Origin of the sequence: Streptomyces sp. B93, from assembly GCF_018070565.1 — a bacterium.
GTDB lineage: Bacteria > Actinomycetota > Actinomycetes > Streptomycetales > Streptomycetaceae > Streptomyces.
This window is the reverse complement of record NZ_JAGPXL010000051.1, coordinates 18,112-40,717: the sequence shown is the minus strand read 5'-3', so window position 1 is coordinate 40,717 and position 22,606 is coordinate 18,112. Positions and strand designations below refer to the sequence as shown.

The following is a 22,606-nucleotide window of genomic DNA, read 5'->3' as shown; positions in this document are numbered from 1 at the left end:
CGGCGATTACGCGGTTTGTCGATACGTCGCTGCCTTCACTCAAGTCAGCGTATCCGGTCACGTTTCGATCACCGAGGGCGCCCACCGTTGCGGCACGGGCGGTATCGGATCACGGCCCGTATGTTTTTGATCACCCGAAAAGAGTAGACACAGGGGCTAAATGGATCAATTGGGACAGATGGCAAGGAAAGCGGCTATCCACCCCCCCACGGTCGCCCCTGAGGACAAACGAAGCTCCGACCCCAGGGGGTTCCGAATTCACCCGGGCATAAACCCCGACCCCTGCGGGGAGTTGGCGGCTATTGCCCGTTTTGCCGGTCTTGTTGCCTCCCGTGAGTTGTCTCACCCGGCTCACAGGAGCGCACCTCCACCCCGCCATCACACCCACCTCACGAACCTCCCGCCCGTCACCCGCAGTTGAACCTGTGCGCCCGCAAAGGATCAAGTGCCCCGAAATCACCCGATCAAGGTCGATCGGGCGCTGAACGGTGTGATCCACGGATCCCCTACTTGTTTCCGACATGTGCTCTCGCATACGTTCCCGGCCTGTCGGGCGGACGCCTAATCCTGCCGCCGCTCCGGCAACCCACTGACGGACTCACTCATCCACGGCAGGAGCGGGGGACCCAGGTAAGCCGCCGGGCCGCGACGCGTTCGACGTCACACACGACGCCGTACGCCGTCATGGCCCGGCTCGGGGTGAAGCCGTGCCCGCACAGGGCACGGCCGGGCATCTCCAGCCCGAACCCGACAGCTCACCTCGCAGGCGACGGAGAGGACATTCGCCATGCCTGCAAACGGCCAGCCCCGCCGTGCCCGCATCACCCGCAAGCTCGTTCTCGTCGGCACCGGCGCGGCCGTACTCGCGCTCCCGCTGATGGGTGCCACCACCGCCTCCGCGCACACCACGACCACCGCCACGGCCACCACCACCGCGGCCACGGTCTACCCGAACAACCTCGACGGCTGGATCCGCCAGTCGCTCTCCGTGATGGCGCAGCACGGCATCCCCGGCTCCTACGACGGCATCTACCGCAACGTGATCCGTGAGTCGTCGGGCAACCCCAACGCCATCAACCTCTGGGACTCCAACGCCGCCAAGGGCACCCCCTCCAAGGGCCTGCTCCAGGTCATCGACCCGACCTTCGCCGCCTACCACGTGCCCGGCACCGTGTACGACCCGTACGACCCGGTCGCGAACATCACCGCCGCCTGCAACTACGCTGCCGCGCGCTACGGCTCGATCGACAACGTCTTCGGCGCCTACTGAGCCTGCGAGTAGAGACGTTCGAGGACGACGGCCACGCCGTCGTCCTCGTTCGACAGCGTGACCTCGTCGGCGATCGCCTTCAGCTCCGGGTGGGCGTTGGCCATGGCGACGCCATGGCCCGCCCAGTCGAACATCGGGATGTCGTTGGGCATGTCGCCGAAGGCGACGGTGTCCTCCGGCAGCACACCCAGGTGCCGTGCGGCCAGCGCCAGCCCGGTCGCCTTGGTGATGCCGCACGGCTGAAGCTCCACCGTGCCCGGCCCCGACATGGTGACCGTCGCCAGTGAACCCACCACCGCACGCGCCACCGACGCCAACTCGTCGTCCGACAGGGCGGGATGCCGCAGCAGCACCTTGCTGATGGGGGCGCACCACAGGTCGTCGCGCCGCCCGACCCGCACCGCGGGCAGCGTGGGGTGCGGCATCAGGTATCCCGGTTCGATGAGCGTGAGCCCCTCCACGCCGTCCTGGTCGACCGCCGCGTGGACCTGCCCCACCTCCGCCTCGATCTTGCCGAGCGCCGTCTCGGCCAGCTCCTGGTCGAGGGTGACCGACCACAGCAGCCGGTCCGCGCCCGCGTCGTACAACTGCGCGCCCTGCCCGCACACCGCGAGCCCCGTGCTGCCCAGCGACTCCAGCAGCGGACGCACCCTGGGCGCCGGCCGGCCCGTCACCACCAGGTGCCGGGCACCCGCCGCGGCCACCCGCGCGAGTGCGGCCAGCGACCGGTCGGAGAACGTATCGTCGCCGCGCAGCAGCGTCCCGTCCAGGTCGGTGGCGATGAGGGAGTACGCGGTGCGCTCGGCATATGCGATGGGTGCGGCCATGATCAGAGAATACGGACATCGCGCCCGCCCCGTTCACCACCCGATCCCCTCCCAACTTCCTTGCGCCGCTCCCTTCTTCGGTCCCACACGGGCACGATCCCCCCTGTCCCGGCCCGGTCCTTCCCCCTCCTTTCTCACGCAGCCGCCGATCATCGGCTTCTCCCACTTCCGCGGATCGCCGACCCTCCCGGCACCGCACGCACTGCCCAAGACGGGCGACCCGGCCGTAACGTGTGGCCCGACCACCAGAACGTGTGGCGCGCTCGCACACCCGTGCGGCGCGACCCCTGGATCACGGCGCGTACGAAAGTGAGGCAGCACCCCATGCCCCCCTTCGATGTCCCCGAGGGCGACCCCTTCGGACCGCACAATCTCCCGTACGGCGTGTTCTCCCTCCCTGGCAACACGGACCGCAGGATCGGCGTCCGCCTCGGTGACCACGTCCTGGACGCCGGTGCGGCGGCCCGGACCCTCGGCTCCCCCTACGCCGCCCTCCTGGGCGGGCCGAACCTCAACTCCCTGCTGGCCGCCGGACGCACCGCGTGGTCCGACGTACGGCGGGCGCTGACGGCCTGGGTGACCGTGCCCTCCCACCGCGAGGCCCTGGAACCGCTGTTCCACCCGCTGTCCTCGGTGACCCTGCACCTCCCCTTCGAAGTGGCGGACTACGTCGACTTCTACGCCTCCGAGAACCACGCCCGGAACGTCGGCCGCATCTTCCGCCCCGACGCGGAGGACTCCCTGACCCCCAACTGGAAGCACCTGCCGATCGGTTACCACGGCCGCTCCGGCACCGTCGTGGTCTCCGGCACCGATGTCGTCCGCCCGTCCGGCCAGCGCAAGGCCCCCACCGATCCCGCGCCGGTCTTCGGGCCCTCCGTCCGCCTGGACATCGAGGCCGAGGTCGGCTTCGTCGTCGGGGTGCCGTCACGGATGGGCTTCCCCGTGGCGCTGGGCGACTTCCGCGAGCACGTCTTCGGCCTGTGCCTCCTCAACGACTGGTCCGCCCGCGACCTCCAGGCCTGGGAGTACGTTCCCCTCGGCCCGTTCCTCGGCAAGTCCTTCGCCACGTCGGTCTCGGCGTGGATCACCCCGCTGGACGCCCTGGAGGAGGCCCGCGTCGCCCCGCCCGAGCGCACCCACCCGCTGCTGCCCTACCTGGACGACGCCCAGGAGGAGCCCGGCGGCTACGACCTGCGTATCTCGGTCTCCGTCAACGGCCACGTCATCTCCGAGCCTCCCTTCTCCACCATGTACTGGACGGCCGCCCAGCAGCTCGCCCACATGACCGTCAACGGCGCCTCCCTGCGCACCGGTGACCTCTACGGCTCCGGCACGGTCAGCGGACCGGCCGAGCGTGAACGCGGCTCCCTGCTGGAACTGACCTGGAACGGCCGCGACGCCCTCGAACTCCCCGACGGCAAGCGCACGTTCCTCGAGGACGGCGACGTCGTCACCATGACGGCGTGGGCCCCGGGCCCGGACGGCGCCCGGGTCGGCCTCGGCGAGGTGACCGGCCGGGTCGTCGCGGGCTGAGCCGCCCCGACCGGACCGCGCAAGGGCGCTGACTCCGACCGCCCGCCGCCGTCATACTGGCGGCGGGCGAGCGGCGTCTGCGGGCACGGCACGCGCGGCGCGCGGCCCGAGCCGCCCCACCCCGTACCACCCCCACTCCCGATACTCCCGATCAGGATCCGGAGCCGCGTGGCATGACCGTCTGCCTGCTCCTGCTGAGCATCGTCGCCCTGACGGCCGCCGTACCCGTACCGCGTCTGCTCACCCGCGCCGCGTGGCCCGAACGGGAGCCGGTGGTGGCGCTGTGGGTGTGGCAGTGTCTGGTCGCCACGGTGCTGCTGAGCTGTCTGACGGCTCTGCTGCTGGGGGCCGCCGCTGTCTTCCAGACCGTGCGCGCCCAGGTCTTCGCCCCGGCCCCGGCGGCCGTCACCGCCGCGTACGACCTGTCCACCGCGCCGCCCTGGGCGGTCGCCCTCACCCTGCTGCTGGCCTGCGGCGCAGCCTGGACCGGGGCCATGCTCGCCCGGGAACTGTTCGAGGCGCGGCGCCGCCGTCTGCGGGCCAGCACCGTGCTGCGGGAGCGCGCCCCCGACCTGCCCGCCGGGCTCCCGGCCGCCCGGGGGCCGCTGCTGGTGCTGGAGGACGAGTACCCCGACGCCTGGTGGATGCCGGGCCACCCGCCACAGCTCGTCGTCACCACCGGCGCACTGCACCGGCTCACCGACCACCAGCTCGACGCCGTCCTCACCCATGAACGCGGCCACGCCCGCGCCCGCCACGACTGGCTGGTCCACCTCTCCACCGCGCTCGCCACCGGATTCCCCCACATCCCGTTGTTCGCCCATTTCTGCGACCAGACCCGCCGTCTGATCGAACTCGCCGCCGACGACACCGCCTCCCGCCGCTGCGGCCACCTCACCACGGCCCTGGCCCTGATCGAGCTGAACCAGCACCGCGGAGTCCTGTCCTGCTCCTCCAGCCACCGCCTGCTCGGCGAACGCGTCGACCGCCTGCTGGAGCCCCCGCCCCGGCTGGGCCGCCGGGACCGCGCCCTGACCACGACGGCGGCGGCGCTCGTGCCCCTGCTGCCGCTGCTGATCACCTTCGCACCGGGCCTGACGGCGCTGAGCTGACCTCGACCGAGGAACAGCCGCCATGGACCCAAGGCCCAAGCCAAGTGGCCCAGGGTGCCTACTCCCAGTCCTCCGGTTCCGCCTCCGGCCACATGCCGTCGTCCTCCGCGGCCGGGCCGCCCTGCTCCGGTCCCGGCGCCGCGCCCGGCCCCTCGCCCAGGGAGGCGAGGACGCCGAGCACCCCTTCCCCGTACGTGGCCAGCTTCTTCTCGCCGACGCCGCTGATCCCCCCGAGCTGGGCCACCGAGGTCGGCCACACCGTGGCGATCTCCCGCAGTGTGGCGTCGTGGAAGATCACATACGCCGGGACGCCCTGCTCGCGGGCCTGCTCGGCGCGCCAGGCACGCAGCGCCTCGAACGCGGGCAGCAGTTCCTCGGGCAGCTCCGCCGCGGCCGCCTTCGGCTTGCGCTCGCCCCGGCCGGAGCCCGCGGAGCCGGACGACGCCGACCGGGACGCCGGTCTCTTCGGCTCCTTGCGCAGCGGCACCTCCCGCTCCCGCCGCAGCACCGCCCCGCTGGCGTCGGTGAGCACCAGGGTGCCGTACTCGCCCTCGACGGCGAGCAGGCCCTGGGCCAGCAACTGCCGGACCACACCGCGCCATTCACCCTCGGTCAGCTCCTGTCCGATGCCGAACACGGACAGCTGGTCGTGGTCGAACTGGATCACCTTGCCGGTGCGCTTGCCCAGCAGGATGTCGACGATCTGCACCGCCCCGAACTTCTGCCCCCGCTCCCGCTGCAACCGCACCACCGTCGACAGCACCTTCTGCGCCGCGATCGTGCCGTCCCAGGTCTCCGGCGGCACCAGGCAGGTGTCGCAGTTGCCGCATCCGGCCGCGTCCGGGTCCTGTCCGAAGTAGGCGAGCAGCTGGCCCCGGCGGCACTGGGCCGTCTCGCACAGCGCCAGCATCGAGTCCAGGTGCGCGGCGGCCCGTCGCTGGAAGGCCTCGTCGCCCTCGCCGGACTGGATCAGCTTGCGCTGCTGGATGACGTCATTGAGCCCGTACGCCATCCAGGCCGTGGACGGCAGCCCGTCACGGCCCGCGCGCCCGGTCTCCTGGTAGTAGCCCTCCACCGACTTCGGCAGGTCCAGGTGGGCGACGAACCGCACGTCGGGCTTGTCGATGCCCATGCCGAAGGCGATGGTCGCCACCACGACCAGGCCCTCCTCCCGCAGGAACCGGGACTGGTGCGCGGCACGCGTGCCCGCGTCCAGGCCCGCGTGGTACGGCACCGCCTCGATGCCGTTGCGGGTGAGGAACTCGGCCGTCTTCTCCACCGAGTTGCGCGAGAGGCAGTAGACGATGCCCGCGTCCCCGGCGTGCTCCTCGCGCAGGAAGCTGAGCAGCTGCTTCTTGGGATCGGCCTTCGGCACGATCCGGTACTGGATGTTGGGCCGGTCGAAGCTGGCGACGAAGTGCCGGGCCGCCGGCATGTTCAGCCGCTCGGTGATCTCGCGGTGCGTCGCGTGGGTGGCGGTGGCCGTGAGCGCGATCCGCGGGACGTCCGGCCAGCGCTCGCCGAGCAGTGACAGGGCGAGGTAGTCGGGGCGGAAGTCGTGGCCCCACTGGGAGACGCAGTGCGCCTCGTCGATGGCGAAGAGGGCGATCTTCCCGCGGGAGAGCAGCTCCAGCGTGGCGTCGACCCGCAGCCGCTCCGGCGCCAGGTACAGCAGGTCCAGCTCGCCCGCGAGGAACTCGGCCTCCACCACCCGCCGCTCGTCGAAGTCCTGCGTGGAGTTGATGAACCCGGCCCGCACCCCGAGCGCCCGCAGCGCGTCCACCTGGTCCTGCATCAGCGCGATCAGCGGCGACACGACGATGCCCGTGCCGGGCCTGACCAGGGACGGGATCTGGTAGCACAGCGACTTGCCGCCGCCGGTCGGCATCAGGACGACGGCGTCCCCACCGGCCACCACATGCTCGATGACGGCTTCCTGCTCGCCACGGAAGGCGTCGTACCCGAACACCCGGTGCAGCGTGGCCAGCGTCTCACTCTGCGTCACTGCCATCTCGGCGATACCGCCCGTCCCACCCATCGTCATGTCCCCCGTACGTCGTCCCTCGACCACTGCGTCCACGATAGGGGGCCGCGCCGACAGCCTCCGGAGTTATCCACAGGCTCACTCCTGCGGTATGACCGCACACGCCGCTGCCCGGCACCCCCGAGACCGGGGCGCCGGGCAGCGGATCGAACAAGAGAGCAGGTCAGCGCGCGAACACTCCCGCCTGCCCGGCCAGATCCAGGAAGTACTGCGGCGCCACACCCAGCACCAGCGTGACCGCCACGCCCACCCCGATCGCCGTCATCGTCAGCGGCGACGGGACGGCCACGGTCGGGCCCTCGGGCCTGGGGTCGCTGAAGAACATCAGCACGATCACCCGGATGTAGAAGAACGCCGCGATCGCCGACGAGATCACACCGACCACGACCAGCGGGGCCGCGCCGCCCTCGGCCGCCGCCTTGAACACGGCGAACTTCCCGGCGAAGCCGCTGGTCAGCGGAATGCCCGCGAAGGCCAGCAGGAACACCGCGAAGACCGCCGCGACCAGCGGCGACCTACGGCCGAGACCGGCCCACTTGGACAGGTGTGTCGCCTCGCCGCCCGCGTCCCGCACCAGCGTGACCACCGCGAAGGCGCCGATCGTCACGAACGAGTACGCGGCCAGGTAGAACAGCACCGACGACACACCGTCCGGGCTGGTGGCGATGACACCGGCGAGGATGAAGCCCGCGTGGGCGATCGACGAGTACGCCAGCAGCCGCTTGATGTCCGTCTGGGTGATGGCGACGATGGCGCCGCCGAGCATGGTGATGATCGCCACGCCCCACATCACCGGCCGCCAGTCCCAGCGCAGGCCCGGCAGCACCACGTACAGGATCCGCAGCAGCGCGCCGAACGCGGCCACCTTCGTCGCGGCCGCCATGAAACCGGTCACCGGCGTCGGCGCGCCCTGGTACACGTCCGGCGTCCACATGTGGAACGGCACCGCGCCCACCTTGAACAGCAGGCCCATCACGATCAGCCCGGAGCCGACGAGCAGCAGCGCGTCGTTGCCCATGGTGGACGCGAGCGCCGGGGTGACCTCGGTGACGGTGCCGTCGACGACCTGCGCGATCGTGCCGTACGACATCGAACCCGCGTAGCCGTACAGCAGCGCGATGCCGAACAGGGTGAACGCGGACGCGAACGCGCCCAGCAGGAAGTACTTGACCGCGGCCTCCTGCGACATCAGCCGCTTGCGGCGGGCCAGCGCGCACAGCAGGTACAGCGGCAGCGAGAAGACCTCCAGGGCCACGAACAGCGTCAGCAGGTCGTTGGCCGCGGGGAACAGCAGCATTCCGGCGACCGCGAACAGCAGCAGCGGGAACACCTCGGTGGTGGTGAAACCGGCCTTCACCGCGGCCTGCTCGCTCTCGCTGCCGGGCACGGCCGCGGCCTGCGCGGCGAAGGAGTCGACCCGGTTGCCGTGCGCCTCCGGGTCGAGCCGCCGCTCGGCGAAGGTGAACAGGGCGACCAGCGCCGCCAGCAGGATGGTGCCCTGGAGGAACAGGGCCGGTCCGTCCACCGCGATGGCGCCCATCGCCGCGATACGGGCCTTGGTGGTGCCGTACCCCTCGACCGCGAGGGCGACGACCGCGGCGAACGCGGCGGCCAGCGCGACCACGGAGACGAACATCTGGGCGTAGTAACGGGACTTGCGCGGCAGGAACGCCTCCACCAGCACCCCGATGATCGCCGCGCCCACGACGATCAGGATGGGCGAGAGCTGCGCGTACTCGATCTTCGGCGCGTCGATCTTCGAGATCGGGTCGGCCGCCGTTGTCCACAGGTTGTGGACGGCTGTTGCGCTCACTTGGCCGCCTCCACGTCAGGCCGGGGGTCCTTCTCCTGTACGTCCGACATGGTCTGCTTGACCGCCGGGTTGACGATGTCCGTGACGGGCTTCGGGTAGACGCCCAGGACGATCAGCAGGGCGACCAGCGGAGCCACGACGACCAGCTCCCGCACCCTGAGGTCGGGCATCTTGGCGACCTCGGCCTTCACCGGGCCGGTCATCGTCCGCTGGTAGAGGACGAGGGTGTACAGCGCGGCGAGCACGATGCCGAAGGTGGCGATGATGCCGACCGCCGGATACCGCGAGAACGTGCCGACCAGCACCAGGAACTCACTCACGAACGGCGCGAGACCCGGCAGCGACAGCGTCGCGAGACCACCGATCAGGAAGGTCCCGGCGAGCACCGGGGCGACCTTCTGCACTCCGCCGTAGTCGGCGATGAGCCGCGAGCCGCGCCGGGAGATCAGGAAGCCGGCGACCAGCATCAGCGCGGCGGTGGAGATGCCGTGGTTGACCATGTACAGCGTCGCGCCCGACTGGCCCTGGCTGGTCATCGCGAAGATGCCCATGATGATGAAGCCGAAGTGCGAGATCGACGCGTACGCCACCAGGCGCTTGATGTCACGCTGGCCGACGGCGAGCAGCGCCCCGTAGATGATGCTGATCAGCGCCAGTACGAGGATGGCGGGCGTCGCCCACTTCGAGGCCTCCGGGAACAGCCCGAGGCAGAAGCGGAGCATCGCGAAGGTGCCCACCTTGTCGACGACCGCGGTGATCAGCACGGCGACCGGGGCGGTGGACTCGCCCATGGCGTTGGGCAGCCAGGTGTGCAGCGGCCACAGCGGCGCCTTCACCGCGAAGGCGAAGAAGAAGCCGAGGAACAGCCAGCGTTCGGTGCTGGTCGCCATGTCCAGTTCGCCGCTCGCGCGGGCCTGGGCGATCTCCGGGAGCGAGAAGTTCCCGGCGACCACGTACAGGCCGATCACCGCCGCCAGCATGATCAGGCCACCGGCGAGGTTGTAGAGGAGGAACTTCACGGCCGCGTACGACCGTTGCGTCGACGCCACCTCCTCGCCGTGCTCGTGGGCACGGTCCCCGAAGCCTCCGATGAGGAAGTACATCGGGATGAGCATGGCCTCGAAGAAGATGTAGAACAGGAAGACGTCGGTGGCCTCGAAGGAGATGATCACCATCGCCTCGACGGCCAGGATCAGGGCGAAGAAACCCTGGGTGGGCCGCCACCGCTTGCTGCCGGTCTCCAGCGGGTCGGCGTCGTGCCAGCCCGCCAGGATGATGAACGGGATCAGTACGGCGGTGAGCGCGATCAGCGCGACCGCGATGCCGTCCACGCCCAGTTCGTAGCGGACGCCGAAGTCGGCGATCCAGGAGTGGGATTCGGTGAGTTGGTAGCGGTCGCCGTCCGGGTCGAAGCGGACCGCGATCGTGACGGCCAGCGCGAGCGTCGCCAGTGAGACGAGCAGGGCCAGCCACTTGGCGGCGGTGCGCCGCGCGGCCGGTACGGCGGCCGTGGCGATGGCCCCGAGCGCGGGGAGCACCGCCGTCGCTGTCAGCAGGGGAAAGGACATCGGTATCAGACCGCCCTCATCAGCAGGGTCGCGGCGACCAGGACCGCCGCACCGCCGAACATCGAGACCGCGTACGACCGCGCGAAGCCGTTCTGGAGCCTGCGCAGCCGTCCGGAGAGGCCGCCGACCGAGGCCGCCGTGCCGTTGACGACTCCGTCGACCAGGGTGTGGTCGACGTACACCAGGGAGCGGGTGAGGTGCTCGCCGCCGCGGACGAGGACGACGTGGTTGAAGTCGTCCTGGAGCAGATCACGCCGGGCGGCCCGGGTGAGCAGCGACCCGCGCGGGGCGACGGCCGGGACCGGACGGCGCCCGTACTGTGCCCAGGCGATCGCGACGCCGATGACCATGCAGGCGACGGTCGCGGCGGTGACCGTGGCCGCGCTGATCGGCGCGTGCCCGTGGTCGTGACCGGTGACGGGCTCCAGCCAGTGCAGGAAGCGGTCGCCGATGCTGAAGAACGCGCCGCCCGCGACCGAGCCGATGGCCAGCACGATCATGGGGATCGTCATGACCTTCGGCGACTCGTGCGGGTGCGGCGGCGTGTACTCGCCGCGGGTCTCCGCGGCGGGCTCCACGCTCGGCTCGGCGGGGGACGGCGTCGGGGCGCTGCGCCAGCGCTCCTCGCCGAAGAACGTCATCAGCATCACGCGCGTCATGTAGTACGCGGTAATGGCCGCGCCCAGCAGGGCCACCGACCCGAGGATCCAGCCTTCGGTGCCGCCCTTGGCGAACGCCGCCTCGATGATCTTGTCCTTGGAGAAGAAGCCGGACAGGCCCGGGAAGCCGATGATCGCGAGATAGCCGAGGCCGAAGGTGACGAAGGTGACCGGCATGTACTTGCGCAGGCCGCCGTAGCGGCGCATGTCGACCTCGTCGTTCATGCCGTGCATCACCGAACCTGCGCCGAGGAACAGCCCGGCCTTGAAGAAGCCGTGCGTCACCAGGTGCATGATCGCGAAGACGTAACCGATGGGGCCGAGGCCCGCGGCCAGGATCATGTAGCCGATCTGCGACATCGTCGAACCGGCCAGCGCCTTCTTGATGTCGTCCTTCGCGCAACCGACGATCGCACCGAAGAGCAGCGTGACCGCGCCGACGATGGTGACGACGAGCTGCGCGTCCGGCGCGGCGTTGAACAGCGCCCCGGAGCGGACGATCAGGTACACGCCCGCAGTCACCATCGTCGCGGCGTGGATCAGCGCGGAGACCGGTGTCGGGCCTTCCATCGCGTCCCCGAGCCAGGACTGGAGCGGCACCTGGGCGGACTTGCCGCACGCGGCGAGCAGCAGCATCAGGCCGATGGCGGTGAGGGTGCCCTCGGAGGTCTCCCCCACGCTGTCCAGCACCGGGCCGAAGGCGAAGGTGCCGAACGTGGTGAACATCAGCATGATCGCGATCGACAGGCCCATGTCGCCGACGCGGTTGACCAGGAACGCCTTCTTCGCGGCGGTCGCGGCGCTGGGCTTGTGCTGCCAGAAGCCGATCAGCAGGTAGGAGGCGAGACCGACGCCCTCCCAGCCGACGTACAGCAGCAGGTAGTTGTCGGCGAGGACGAGCAGCAGCATCGCCGCGAGGAACAGGTTCAGATAGCCGAAGAAACGGCGGCGCCGCTCGTCGTGCTCCATGTACCCGACCGAGTACAGGTGGATCAGCGAGCCGACGCCGGTGATCAGCAGGACGAACGTCATCGACAGCTGGTCGAGCTGGAAGGCGACGTCGGCCTGGAAGCCCTCGACGGGGATCCAGCTGAACAGGTGCTGTGTCAGGGTCCGTTCCTCGGCGCCCTTGCCGAGCAGGTCGCCGAAGAGGACGAGGCCGATGACGAAGGAGACGGCCGCGAGGGCGGTACCGATCCAGTGGCCCACGGCGTCGAGCCGCCGGCCGCCGCACAGCAGGACGGCCGCTCCGAGCAGGGGCGCCGCCACCAGCAGCGCAATCAGGTTCTCCACGATTCTTCCGACCCCTTACAGCTTCATCAGGCTGGCGTCGTCGACCGAGGCCGAGTGGCGGGCGCGGAACACCGAGACGATGATCGCGAGTCCGACCACGACCTCCGCGGCGGCGACGACCATCGTGAAGAAGGCCATGATCTGGCCGTCGAGATTGCCGTGCATCCGGGAGAACGCGACGAGCGCGAGGTTGCAGGCGTTGAGCATCAGCTCCACGCACATGAACAGCACGATCGCGTTCCGTCTGATCAGTACGCCGGTGGCGCCGATGGTGAACAGCAGGGCCGCGAGATAGAGGTAGTTGACCGGGTTCACTTCGATGCCTCCTCGGCCCGCTTGAAGGTCGCCGGCTCGATCGCGGTCCGCTCCAGGCGTTCCTCCGCGCGCTGTTCCAGCGCCCGCAGGTCGTTCAGCGCCTCCGTCGACACGTCCCGGATCTGGCCGCGCTCACGCAGCGTCTTGCTGACCGTCAGTTCGGACGGGGTGCCGTCCGGGAGCAGACCGGCGATGTCCACGGCGTTGTGCCGCGCGTACACACCGGGCGCGGGCAGCGGCGGGATGTGCTTGCCCTCGCGGATCCGCTGCTCGGCCAGTTCCCGCTGGGTCCTGGCCCGCTCGGTGCGCTCGCGGTGGGTGAGCACCATGGCGCCGATGGCGGCCGTGATCAGCAGGACACCGGTCAGCTCGAAGGCCAGGACGTACTTGGTGAAGATCAGGGCCGCCACGCCCTCCACGTTGCCGTTGGCGTTGGCCGCGCCGAGCCCGTTGAACTCCGAGAGCGAGGCGTTGCCGATGCCTCCGACCAGCAGGATCCCGAAACCGAGCCCGCACAGCACCGCCACCCAGCGCTGCCCCTTGATGGTCTCCTTCAGGGAGTCGCCCGCCGTGACACCGACGAGCATCACCACGAACAGGAAGAGCATCATGATCGCGCCGGTGTAGACGACGATCTGCACGATGCCCAGGAAGTAGGCGCCGTTGGCGAGGTAGAACACCGCCAGGATGATCATGGTCCCGGCGAGGCAGAGGGCGCTGTGCACCGCCTTCTTGGAGAGAACGGTGCCCAGGGCACCGATCACCGCGATGGTGCCGAGGATCCAGAACTGGACCGCCTCCCCGGTGGAGGTGGAGTAGGCGGCGAGCTGCTGCGTCATCGGCCGATCACCTCCTCCGACGCGGGCTCGTCCGCACCGAAGGTGCTGTCGGCTTCCTGCGGCGCCTCCCCCTTGGAGACGGCCGGCTGCCGGACCGTGCCGGGCGCGGCCTCCGTGACCAGGCCCCGGTAGTAGTCCTGCTCGTCCATGCCCGGGTAGATGGCGTGCGGGGTGTCGACCATGCCGTCCTCGAGACCGGCGAGCAGCTGCTCCTTGGTGTAGATGAGGTTGGCGCGGCTGGAGTCCGCCAGCTCGAACTCGTTGGTCATCGTCAACGCGCGCGTGGGGCACGCCTCGATGCACAGGCCGCACAGGATGCAGCGGGCGTAGTTGATCTGGTAGACGCGGCCGTACCGCTCGCCCGGCGAGTAACGCTCCTCGTCGGTGTTGTCCGCGCCCTCGACGTAGATCGCGTCGGCCGGGCAGGCCCAGGCGCACAGCTCGCAGCCGACGCACTTCTCCAGGCCGTCCGGATGGCGGTTGAGCTGGTGCCGTCCGTGGAACCGGGGAGCGGTGGTCTTCTGCTGCTCGGGGTACTGCTCGGTCAGCCGCTTCTTGAACATGGCCTTGAAGGTCACGCCGAAGCCGGCCACGGGGTTCTGGAAACCGGGCTTGGTCTCCTTGGCCTCCTCAGCCATCGGACGCCTCCTTTCCATCCAGAGATCCGTCACTGGCAGTATCGGGGCCACCACTGACAATCAACTCGCGCTCGCGGTGCGGGCGTCGCCGCGGCACCGGCGGCAGCTCCTGTCCGGGCAGCGGCGGCACGGGGAATCCGCCCGCCATCGGGTCGAAGGCGGCCGGTTCGGCGGGCCCCGCCTTCTCCTCTTCCTTGGCGCGGTCGCGGAAGAAGTCCACGAGGAAGGAGAGGAGCAGCACGCCAAGGACACCGCCGCCGACGTACAGGGCGATGTCGGTGAATTCGTAGTTCTCGTTCCGCAGGGTCCGCACGGTCGCCACCAGCATCAGCCAGACCACGGCGACCGGGATGAGGACCTTCCATCCGAGCTTCATCAGCTGGTCGTAGCGGACCCGCGGGAGCGTGCCGCGCAGCCAGATGAAGAAGAACACCAGCAGCTGCAGCTTGACCGTGAACCACAGCATCGGCCACCAGCCGTGGTTCGCGCCCTCCCAGAAGGTGCTGACCGGCCAGGGAGCACGCCAGCCACCGAGGAACAGCGTCACCGCGATCATCGACACGGTGACCATGTGGATGTACTCGGCGAGCATGAACATCGCGAACTTGATCGAGCTGTACTCCGTGTTGAAGCCACCGACCAGGTCGCCCTCGGACTCCGGCATGTCGAAGGGGGCCCGGCTGGACTCACCCACCATCGTCACCATGTAGATCAGGAAGGACACCGGAAGCAGCAGGACGTACCAGCGTTCCTGCTGTGCCCCGACGATCGCCGAGGTCGACATCGACCCGGAGTAGATGAACACCGAGGCGAAGGCGGCGCCCATGGCGATCTCGTACGAGATGATCTGGGCGCACGACCGGATGCCGCCGAGCAGCGGGTACGTCGACCCGGAGGACCAGCCTCCCAGGACGAACCCGTACACCCCGAGGGAGCCGATGGCCAGGATGTAGAGCATCGCGATGGGCAGGTCGGTGAGCTGCATCGTGGTGCGCTGGCCGAAGATCGACACCTCGTTCCCGGCCGGCCCGAAGGGGATCACCGCGATCGCCATGAACGCGGGGATGGCGGCGATGATCGGCGCGAGGACGTAGACCACCTTGTCCGCGCGGCGGACGATCACGTCCTCCTTCAGCATGAGCTTCACGCCGTCGGCCAGCGACTGGAGCATGCCCCAGGGGCCGTGCCTGTTGGGCCCGATGCGCAGCTGCATCCAGGCGACGACCTTGCGCTCCCAGACGATGGAGAACAGCACGGTCAGCATCAGGAACGCGAAGCAGAAGACCGCCTTCACGACGACCAGCCACCACGGATCGGTGCCGAACATCGAGAGGTCCTCAGCAGCCTGGTACACGCTCATGCCTCCACCTCCTTGAGGGCCTCGGCGGCGTCGGTCGCCGGTCCGATGCGGACGAGGGAGCCGGGCCGGGCGCCGGTGTCGGAGGTGACGCCCCCGCCGACGGAGTTCAGCGGCAGCCAGACCACCCGGTCGGGCATCTCGGTGATCTCCAGCGGGAGTTCCACGGTCCCGGCGGGACCGGTCACCGCGATCGGTTCGCCCTCCGCGACGCCCGCCTCGGCCGCCGTGGCGGACGACACGCGCGCGTGGGCGGCGTGCCGGGTCCCGGCGAGCGCCTCGTCGCCCTCCTGGAGGACACCCTGGTCGAGCAGCAGGCGGTGCCCGGCCAGAACGGCCTCCCCGGCGGCCGGACGCGGCAGCGCGCTCGCCGTCTCCAGCGGATCGGAGGCCCGCGGCCCGTCCCAGGCCCCTAGCCGGTCCAGTTCGGCGCGCAGGGTCCGCAGATCCGGCAGACCCAGGTGTACGTCCATGGCGTCGGCCAGCATCTGGAGCACCCGCGCGTCCGCGGTCAGCCGACGCGGCGTGTGCTCCGGCTTGAGCGCGGCGTCGAAGAGGCGGGCCCGGCCCTCCCAGTTGAGGAAGGTGCCCGCCTTCTCGGCGACCGCGGCCACCGGCAGGACGACGTCCGCGAGTTCCGTGACCTCACTGGGCCGCAGCTCCAGCGACACCACGAACCCGGCCTCCGCCAGCGCCGCACGCGCGCGTGCCGGATCCGGCAGGTCGGCGACCTCGACCCCGGCGACCAGCAGCGCCTGGAGTTCGCCGGTGGCGGCGGCCTCCACGATCTGCCCGGTGTCCCGGCCGTAGCGGTGCGGGAGTTCGGCGACGCCCCAGACGGCGGCGACCTCCTCACGCGCGCGCGGGTCGGTCGCCGGACGCCCGCCCGGCAGCAGCGACGGCAGCGCGCCCGCCTCGACGGCACCCCGCTCACCGGCCCGGCGCGGGATCCACACCAGCTGCGCCCCGGTCGCGGTCGCGGCCCGTACGGCGGCGGTGAGACCGCCCGCCACACCGGCCAGCCGCTCACCGACGACGATCACCGCGCCCTCGGCACGCAGCGCCTCCGCGGCGACCGCACCGCCGTTCTCCAGCCCGACGCCGCCCGCCAGCGCGTCCAGCCACTCGGTCTCCGTGCCGGGAGCCGCGGGAAGCAGCGTGCCGCCCGCCTTCTCCAGACCCCGGGTCGCGTGCGTGGCCAGCGAGAAAACCCGCTGCCCGTGGCCGCGCCAGGCCTTGCGCAGCCGCAGGAAGACGCCGGGCGCCTCCTCCTCCGACTCGAACCCGACCAGCAGCACCGCGGGCGCCTTCTCCAGCGCTGTGTACGTGACGCCCGTACCGTCGAGGTCACGGCCGCGCCCGGCGACCCGGGCCGCCAGGAAGTCGGCCTCCTCACCGCTGTGCACGCGCGCGCGGAAGTCGATGTCGTTGGTGTCGAGGGCGACCCGCGCGAACTTGCTGTACGCGTAGGCGTCCTCGACGGTGAGCCGACCGCCGGTCAGCACACCGGTCCGGCCGCGTGAGGCGAGCAGGCCCTGCGCCGCGATCTGCAACGCGTCCGGCCAGGACGCCGGTTCGAGCTCACCCTCGGCGTTGCGCACCAGCGGCGTCTCGAGACGGTCCTTCGCTTGCGCGTACCGGAACGCGAAGCGTCCCTTGTCGCACATCCACTCCTCGTTGACCTCGGGGTCGTTGGCCGCGAGGCGCCGCATCACCTTGCCGCGCCGGTGGTCGGTGCGGGTGGCGCAGCCCCCCGCGCAGTGCTCGCACACCGACGGGGAGGAGATCAGGTCGAAGGGGCGGGAGCGGAACCGGTACGCCGCCGAGGTGAGCGCGCCGACCGGGCAGATCTGGATGGTGTTGCCGGAGAAGTACGACTCGAACGGGTCGCCCTCGCCGGTGCCGACCTGCTGGAGCGCGCCCCGTTCCAGCAGTTCGATCATCGGGTCGCCCGCGACCTGGTTGGAGAAGCGGGTGCAACGGGCGCACAGCACACACCGCTCCCGGTCCAGCAGCACCTGTGTGGAGATCGGCACGGGCTTCTCGTACGTCCGCTTCTTGCCGTCGAAGCGGGAGTCGGCGTTGCCGTGCGACATCGCCTGGTTCTGGAGCGGGCACTCACCGCCCTTGTCGCAGACCGGGCAGTCCAGCGGGTGGTTGATGAGCAGCAGCTCCATCACACCCTTCTGCGCCTTCTCCGCGACCGGCGAGGTGAGATGGGTCTTCACCACCATGCCGTCGGTGCAGGTGATGGTGCAGGACGCCATGGGCTTGCGCTGGCCCTCGACCTCGACGATGCACTGGCGGCAGGCGCCGGCCGGGTCGAGGAGGGGGTGGTCGCAGAACCGGGGGATCTCGATGCCGAGCTGTTCGGCGGCCCGGATGACCAGGGTGCCCTTGGGCACGCTGATCTCGGCGCCGTCGATCGTCAGCGTGACGAGATCCTCCGGCGGGACCGCCGCCTCTCCCCCGCCGGAGGGAGCGCTGGTGGTCACTGTCATGCGTTGACCTCCGTACGGTGATCGGCCCAGGCCGTCGACTTGGCCGGGTCGAAGGGGCATCCGCGGCCCGTGATGTGCTGCTCGTACTCCTCACGGAAGTACTTGAGCGAGGAGAAGATCGGCGCGGCGGCACCGTCGCCGAGGGCGCAGAACGACTTGCCGTTGATGTTGTCGGCGATGTCGTTCAGCTTGTCGAGGTCGGACATCTGGCCCTTGCCCGCCTCGATGTCCCGCATCAACTGCACCAGCCAGTACGTTCCCTCACGGCAGGGCGTGCACTTGCCGCAGGACTCGTGGGCGTAGAACTCGGTCCAGCGGGTCACGGCGCGCACGACGCAGGTCGTCTCGTCGAAGCACTGGAGGGCCTTCGTGCCGAGCATGGAACCCGCGGCGCCCACTCCCTCGTAGTCGAGGGGGACGTCCAGGTGCTCGTCGGTGAACATCGGCGTCGAGGAGCCGCCCGGGGTCCAGAACTTCAGCCGGTGCCCGGGCCGCATGCCGCCGCCCATCTCCAGGAGCTGGCGCAGGGTGAGGCCGAGCGGCCCCTCGTACTGGCCGGGGTTGGCGACATGGCCGCTGAGCGAGTACAGCGTGAAGCCCGGGGACTTCTCGCTGCCCATCGACCTGAACCATTCCTTGCCGTTTTTCATGATGGCGGGAACCGACGCGATCGACTCGACGTTATTCACCACAGTCGGGCACGCGTAGAGGCCCGCGACGGCAGGAAAGGGGGGACGGAGCCGCGGTTGCCCACGGCGGCCTTCGAGCGAGTCGAGCAGTGCGGTCTCCTCACCGCAGATGTACGCGCCAGCGCCCGCGTGCACGGTGATGTCGAGATCGAGGCCGCTGCCCAGGACGTTCTTGCCCAGGTAGCCGGCCGCATAGGCCTCGCTCACGGCCGAATGCAACCGCCGCAGCACGGGGACGACCTCACCACGCAGATAGATGAAGGCATGCGAAGACCGGATGGCATAACACGCGATGACAATGCCCTCGATGAGGCTATGCGGGTTCGCGAACAGGAGCGGAATGTCCTTGCACGTTCCGGGCTCCGACTCGTCGGCGTTGACAACTAGATAGTGCGGCTTTCCATCCCCCTGCGGAATGAACTGCCACTTCATTCCGGTGGGGAATCCCGCGCCGCCGCGCCCGCGCAGCCCGGAGTCCTTGACGTACGCGATCACGTCGTCGGGCGACATGGCCAGCGCCTTGCGGAGCCCCTCGTATCCCTCGTGCCTCCGGTACACGTCCAGCGTCCAGGACCTGTCCTCGTCCCAGAAGGCCGACAGCACGGGTGCGAGCAGCTTCTCGGGGCTGGTGTCTTTCAGCTCGGGTGCCAAGGTCATCACTCCCCCTCCTCGGCTACGGGCCCCGCCGGGTGGGAGGGGTCGGAGGCCGATGTGTCCTGCGGCGCGTCGTGTGAGCTGAGGTGCTCGGTGGGCGACGGCTCGTGCACCTTGTCGTGCGGTTCCTCGTGCGGCCCGGCGTCCCTCGGGTGCACGACCCGCGCGGGATGGGCCTCGCCCTTGGCGAGCTTGAGGCCGACCAGTGAGGCGGGTCCCGCGCCTCCGGTCGCCTCGACCGCGCCGTCCCGCTGGTCCGGGAAACCGGCCAGGATGCGGGCGGTCTCCTTGAAGGTGCACAGCGGCGCACCCCGCGTGGGCGCGACCTCGCGTCCGCCGCGCAGGTCGTCCACGAGGCGCTTGGCGCTCTCCACGTCCTGGTTGTCGAAGAACTCCCAGTTGACCATCACGACGGGAGCGAAGTCGCAGGCCGCGTTGCACTCGATGTGCTCCAGCGTGACCTTGCCGTCGTCGGTGGTCTCGCCGTTGCCGACGCCGAGGTGCTCCTGGAGCGCCTCGAAGATGGCGTCCCCGCCCATCACCGCGCACAGGGTGTTGGTGCAGACACCGACCTGGTAGTCACCGCTCGGGCGGCGCCGGTACATGGTGTAGAAGGTGGCGACGGCGGTGACCTCGGCGGTGGTCAGGGCGAGCATGTCCGCGCAGAACTGCATTCCGGTGCGCGTGACATGGCCCTCCTCCGACTGCACCAGGTGCAGCATCGGCAGGAGGGCGGACCGGGAGTCGGGGTAGCGGGCGATGATCTCGCGCGCGTCCCGCTCCAGCCGGGTGCGGACGTCGTCCGGGTAGTCGGGCGCGGGCAGTTCGGGCATGCCCAGGCTGACGCCCCGCTCCGAAGAACTGGTGGTCACCGGTCGACGCCTCCCATCACGGGGTCGATGGACGCGACGGCGACGATGACGTCGGCCACCTGGCCGCCCTCGCACATCGCCGCCATAGCCTGAAGGTTGGTGAAGGACGGGTCGCGGAAGTGGACCCGGTAGGGGCGGGTGCCGCCGTCGGAGACGGCGTGTACGCCAAGTTCGCCCTTGGGTGACTCGACCGCCGCGTACGCCTGTCCCGGCGGGACGCGGAAGCCTTCGGTCACCAGCTTGAAGTGGTGGATCAGGGCCTCCATGGAGGTGCCCATGATCTTCTTGATGTGGTCCAGGGAGTTGCCGAGGCCGTCCGGTCCCAGGGCGAGCTGGGCGGGCCAGGCGATCTTCTTGTCGGCGACCATGACCGGTCCGGGCTGGAGCCGGTCCAGGCACTGCTCGACGATCCTGAGCGACTGGCGCATCTCCTCCAGGCGGATCAGGAAGCGGCCGTAGGAGTCGCAGGTGTCGGCGGTGGGGACGTCGAAGTCGAAGGTCTCGTATCCGCAGTAGGGCTGGGACTTGCGCAGGTCGTGCGGCAGGCCGGTGGAGCGCAGCATCGGGCCGGTGACGCCGAGGGCCATGCAGCCCGCCAGGTCGAGGTAGCCGATGTCCTGCATACGGGCCTTGAAGATGGGGTTCCCGGTGGCGAGCTTGTCGTACTCCGGGAGGTTCTTCCGCATCTTCTTCACGAACTCGCGGATCTGGTCCACCGCGCCGGGCGGCAGGTCCTGGGCGAGTCCGCCGGGCCGGATGTACGCGTGGTTCATCCGCAGGCCCGTGATCAGCTCGTAGATGTCGAGAATCATTTCACGATCACGGAATCCGTAGATCATGATCGTGGTGGCGCCGAGTTCCATGCCGCCGGTGGCGATGCACACCAGGTGCGAGGAGAGCCGGTTCAGCTCCATCAGGAGCACCCGGATGAGGGTGGCGCGGTCGGGGACCTGGTCCTCGATGCCGAGGAGTTTCTCGACGGCGAGGCAGTAGGCGGTCTCGTTGAAGAAGGACGTCAGGTAATCCATGCGCGTGACGAAGGTGGTGCCCTGCGTCCACGTGCGGAACTCGAGGTTCTTCTCGATGCCGGTGTGCAGATAGCCGATGCCGCAGCGGGCCTCGGTGACGGTCTCGCCCTCGATCTCCAGGATGAGGCGCAGCACTCCGTGGGTGGAGGGGTGCTGGGGGCCCATGTTGACGACGATGCGCTCGTCGTCGGCACGGGCCGCGGACTGCACGACCTCGTCCCAGTCGCCGCCGGTGACCGTGTAGACGGTGCCCTCGGTGGTCTCTCGGGGGGAAGCGTGGGAAGTGCTCATGAGTACGACCTCCGCTGGTCCGGAGCCGGGATCTGGGCGCCCTTGTACTCGACGGGGATGCCGCCGAGGGGGTAGTCCTTGCGCTGTGGGTGGCCCTGCCAGTCGTCCGGCATCATGATCCGGGTCAGGGCCGGGTGACCGTCGAAGACGATGCCGAAGAAGTCGTAGGTCTCGCGCTCGTGCCAGTCGTTCGTCGGATAGACGGAGACGAGGGACGGGATGTGCGGATCGGCGTCCGGGGCGCTGACTTCGAGGCGGATGAGCCGGTTGTGGGTGATCGAGCGCAGGTGGTAGACGGCGTGCAGCTCGCGTCCCTTGTCGTGCAGGTAGTGGACGCCGCTGACGCCGGTGCACAGCTCGAAGCGCAGGGCCGGGTCGTCGCGCAGGGTGCGGGCGACGCGGACCAGGTGCTCGCGTTCGATGTGGAAGGTGATCTCGTCGCGGTCGACGACCGTCTTCTCGATGGCGTTGCCGGGGAGGAGTCCCTGTTCCTCCAGGGCGCCCTCCAGCTCGTCGGCGACCTCGTCGAACCAGCCGCCGTAGGGGCGGTTCGAGGGTCCGGGGAGCCGGACCGAGCGGACCAGGCCGCCGTAGCCGGAGGTGTCGCCGCCGTTGTTGGCGCCGAACATGCCGCGCTGGACGCGGATCTCCTCGCCGCCCTGACCGCGCTGGCCGGGGAGGTTGGAGGCGCTGAGGTCCTTCTCCGGGTTGACCTCGCCGCTGTTGGCGTCGCTCATCGCAGCAGCCCCTTCATCTCGATCGTCGGCAGGGCCTTGAGCGCCGCCTCCTCCGCCTCGCGGGCCGCTTCCTCCGCGTTCACGCCGAGCTTGGAGTGCTGGATCTTGTGGTGGAGCTTGAGGATGGCGTCCATCAGCATCTCGGGCCGGGGAGGACAGCCGGGGAGGTAGATGTCGACCGGGACGACATGGTCGACGCCCTGGACGATGGCGTAGTTGTTGAACATGCCGCCCGAGGAGGCGCACACGCCCATGGAGATCACCCACTTGGGGTTCGGCATCTGGTCGTAGACCTGCCGCAGCACCGGCGCCATCTTCTGGCTCACCCGGCCCGCGACGATCATCAGGTCCGCCTGGCGGGGTGAGCCGCGGAAGACCTCCATGCCGAAGCGCGCCAGGTCGTAGCGCCCCGCGCCGGTGGTCATCATCTCGATGGCACAGCACGCGAGGCCGAAGGTGGCGGGGAAGACCGATGACTTGCGCACCCAGCCCGCGGCCTGCTCGACGGTGGTCAGCAGGAATCCGCTCGGCAGCTTTTCTTCGAGTCCCATGACTTAAAGGCC

18 protein-coding genes and 1 riboswitch are annotated in these 22,606 nt (G+C 69.8%); of the genes, 3 read left to right on the top strand and 15 right to left on the bottom strand.

The features are described from left to right. Nucleotides 1-589: 589 nt before the first annotated feature. Nucleotides 590-784: riboswitch (cyclic di-AMP (ydaO/yuaA leader) on the top strand. A gap of 3 nt (nt 785-787) precedes the next feature. Further along, nucleotides 788-1,270 carry a transglycosylase SLT domain-containing protein gene (locus KBY47_RS31345; protein WP_210927144.1) on the top strand — a complete coding sequence of 161 codons (483 nt, stop codon included), beginning with the start codon at nt 788-790 and terminating at the stop codon, nt 1,268-1,270. Here KBY47_RS31345 and KBY47_RS31340 read toward each other — a convergent pair. Then, complete coding sequence (locus KBY47_RS31340) at nt 1,264-2,097, bottom strand: HAD family hydrolase (RefSeq protein ID WP_210927142.1); 834 nt, start codon at nt 2,095-2,097, stop codon at nt 1,264-1,266. The two genes, KBY47_RS31345 and KBY47_RS31340, sit on opposite strands and share 7 nt — an antisense overlap. Nucleotides 2,098-2,421: 324 nt before the next feature. Here KBY47_RS31340 and fahA point away from each other — a divergent pair, with 324 nt between their 5' ends. Both fahA and KBY47_RS31330 read left to right on the top strand, forming a co-directional pair. Next, on the top strand, nt 2,422-3,633 hold the full coding sequence (fahA, locus tag KBY47_RS31335) for a fumarylacetoacetase (RefSeq protein WP_210927140.1): 1,212 nt from the start codon (nt 2,422-2,424) through the stop codon (nt 3,631-3,633). A 173-nt stretch (nt 3,634-3,806) separates the two neighbouring features. Further along, a complete protein-coding gene (locus KBY47_RS31330; protein WP_210927138.1) occupies nt 3,807-4,745 on the top strand; it encodes a M56 family metallopeptidase in 939 nt (312 codons plus the stop codon). Between the two features lie 58 nt (nt 4,746-4,803). Here the strand turns inward: KBY47_RS31330 and recQ are convergent, their stop codons facing one another. The 14 genes from recQ to KBY47_RS31260 all read right to left on the bottom strand — a co-directional run bounded on the left by recQ (nt 4,804) and on the right by KBY47_RS31260 (nt 22,594). After that, nucleotides 4,804-6,783, bottom strand: a complete 1,980-nt coding sequence (gene recQ / locus KBY47_RS31325; protein WP_210927160.1) for a DNA helicase RecQ — start codon at nt 6,781-6,783, stop codon at nt 4,804-4,806. A gap of 169 nt (nt 6,784-6,952) precedes the next feature. Further along, a complete protein-coding gene (gene nuoN / locus KBY47_RS31320) occupies nt 6,953-8,602 on the bottom strand; it encodes an NADH-quinone oxidoreductase subunit NuoN (protein WP_210927136.1) in 1,650 nt (549 codons plus the stop codon). Further along, nucleotides 8,599-10,170, bottom strand: a complete 1,572-nt coding sequence (locus KBY47_RS31315; protein ID WP_210927134.1) for an NADH-quinone oxidoreductase subunit M — start codon at nt 10,168-10,170, stop codon at nt 8,599-8,601. Before KBY47_RS31315 ends, nuoN begins: the two co-directional genes overlap by 4 nt. Nucleotides 10,171-10,175: 5 nt before the next feature. Beyond that, on the bottom strand, nt 10,176-12,122 hold the full coding sequence (nuoL, locus tag KBY47_RS31310) for an NADH-quinone oxidoreductase subunit L (protein ID WP_210927131.1): 1,947 nt from the start codon (nt 12,120-12,122) through the stop codon (nt 10,176-10,178). Between the two features lie 15 nt (nt 12,123-12,137). Beyond that, on the bottom strand, nt 12,138-12,437 hold the full coding sequence (gene nuoK / locus KBY47_RS31305; RefSeq protein WP_210927129.1) for an NADH-quinone oxidoreductase subunit NuoK: 300 nt from the start codon (nt 12,435-12,437) through the stop codon (nt 12,138-12,140). Then, nucleotides 12,434-13,276: an NADH-quinone oxidoreductase subunit J gene (locus KBY47_RS31300; RefSeq protein ID WP_210927127.1), complete on the bottom strand. Its 843-nt coding sequence runs from the start codon at nt 13,274-13,276 to the stop codon at nt 12,434-12,436. Before KBY47_RS31300 ends, nuoK begins: the two co-directional genes overlap by 4 nt. Then, the gene (nuoI, locus tag KBY47_RS31295) at nt 13,273-13,914 is read right to left on the bottom strand and encodes an NADH-quinone oxidoreductase subunit NuoI (RefSeq protein WP_210927125.1); all 642 of its coding nucleotides are present in this window, start codon (nt 13,912-13,914) and stop codon (nt 13,273-13,275) included. Before nuoI ends, KBY47_RS31300 begins: the two co-directional genes overlap by 4 nt. Next, entirely contained in the window at nt 13,907-15,274 is a 1,368-nt protein-coding gene (nuoH, locus tag KBY47_RS31290; protein WP_210927123.1) for an NADH-quinone oxidoreductase subunit NuoH, read from the bottom strand. Before nuoH ends, nuoI begins: the two co-directional genes overlap by 8 nt. Further along, entirely contained in the window at nt 15,271-17,772 is a 2,502-nt protein-coding gene (locus tag KBY47_RS31285; protein WP_210927121.1) for an NADH-quinone oxidoreductase subunit G, read from the bottom strand. The genes nuoH and KBY47_RS31285 overlap by 4 nt, the downstream gene beginning before the upstream one ends. Then, a complete protein-coding gene (nuoF, locus tag KBY47_RS31280; protein ID WP_247695514.1) occupies nt 17,769-19,118 on the bottom strand; it encodes an NADH-quinone oxidoreductase subunit NuoF in 1,350 nt (449 codons plus the stop codon). Before nuoF ends, KBY47_RS31285 begins: the two co-directional genes overlap by 4 nt. Then, nucleotides 19,118-19,987 carry an NADH-quinone oxidoreductase subunit NuoE gene (gene nuoE / locus KBY47_RS31275; RefSeq protein WP_210927117.1) on the bottom strand — a complete coding sequence of 290 codons (870 nt, stop codon included), beginning with the start codon at nt 19,985-19,987 and terminating at the stop codon, nt 19,118-19,120. Before nuoE ends, nuoF begins: the two co-directional genes overlap by 1 nt. Further along, nucleotides 19,984-21,306, bottom strand: coding sequence for an NADH-quinone oxidoreductase subunit D (locus KBY47_RS31270; protein WP_210927115.1), 1,323 nt, complete (start codon nt 21,304-21,306; stop codon nt 19,984-19,986). Before KBY47_RS31270 ends, nuoE begins: the two co-directional genes overlap by 4 nt. Further along, nucleotides 21,303-22,043, bottom strand: a complete 741-nt coding sequence (locus KBY47_RS31265; RefSeq protein ID WP_210927113.1) for an NADH-quinone oxidoreductase subunit C — start codon at nt 22,041-22,043, stop codon at nt 21,303-21,305. Before KBY47_RS31265 ends, KBY47_RS31270 begins: the two co-directional genes overlap by 4 nt. Continuing rightward, nucleotides 22,040-22,594, bottom strand: coding sequence for an NADH-quinone oxidoreductase subunit B family protein (locus tag KBY47_RS31260; protein ID WP_189217821.1), 555 nt, complete (start codon nt 22,592-22,594; stop codon nt 22,040-22,042). The genes KBY47_RS31265 and KBY47_RS31260 overlap by 4 nt, the downstream gene beginning before the upstream one ends. Nucleotides 22,595-22,606: the final 12 nt, after the last annotated feature.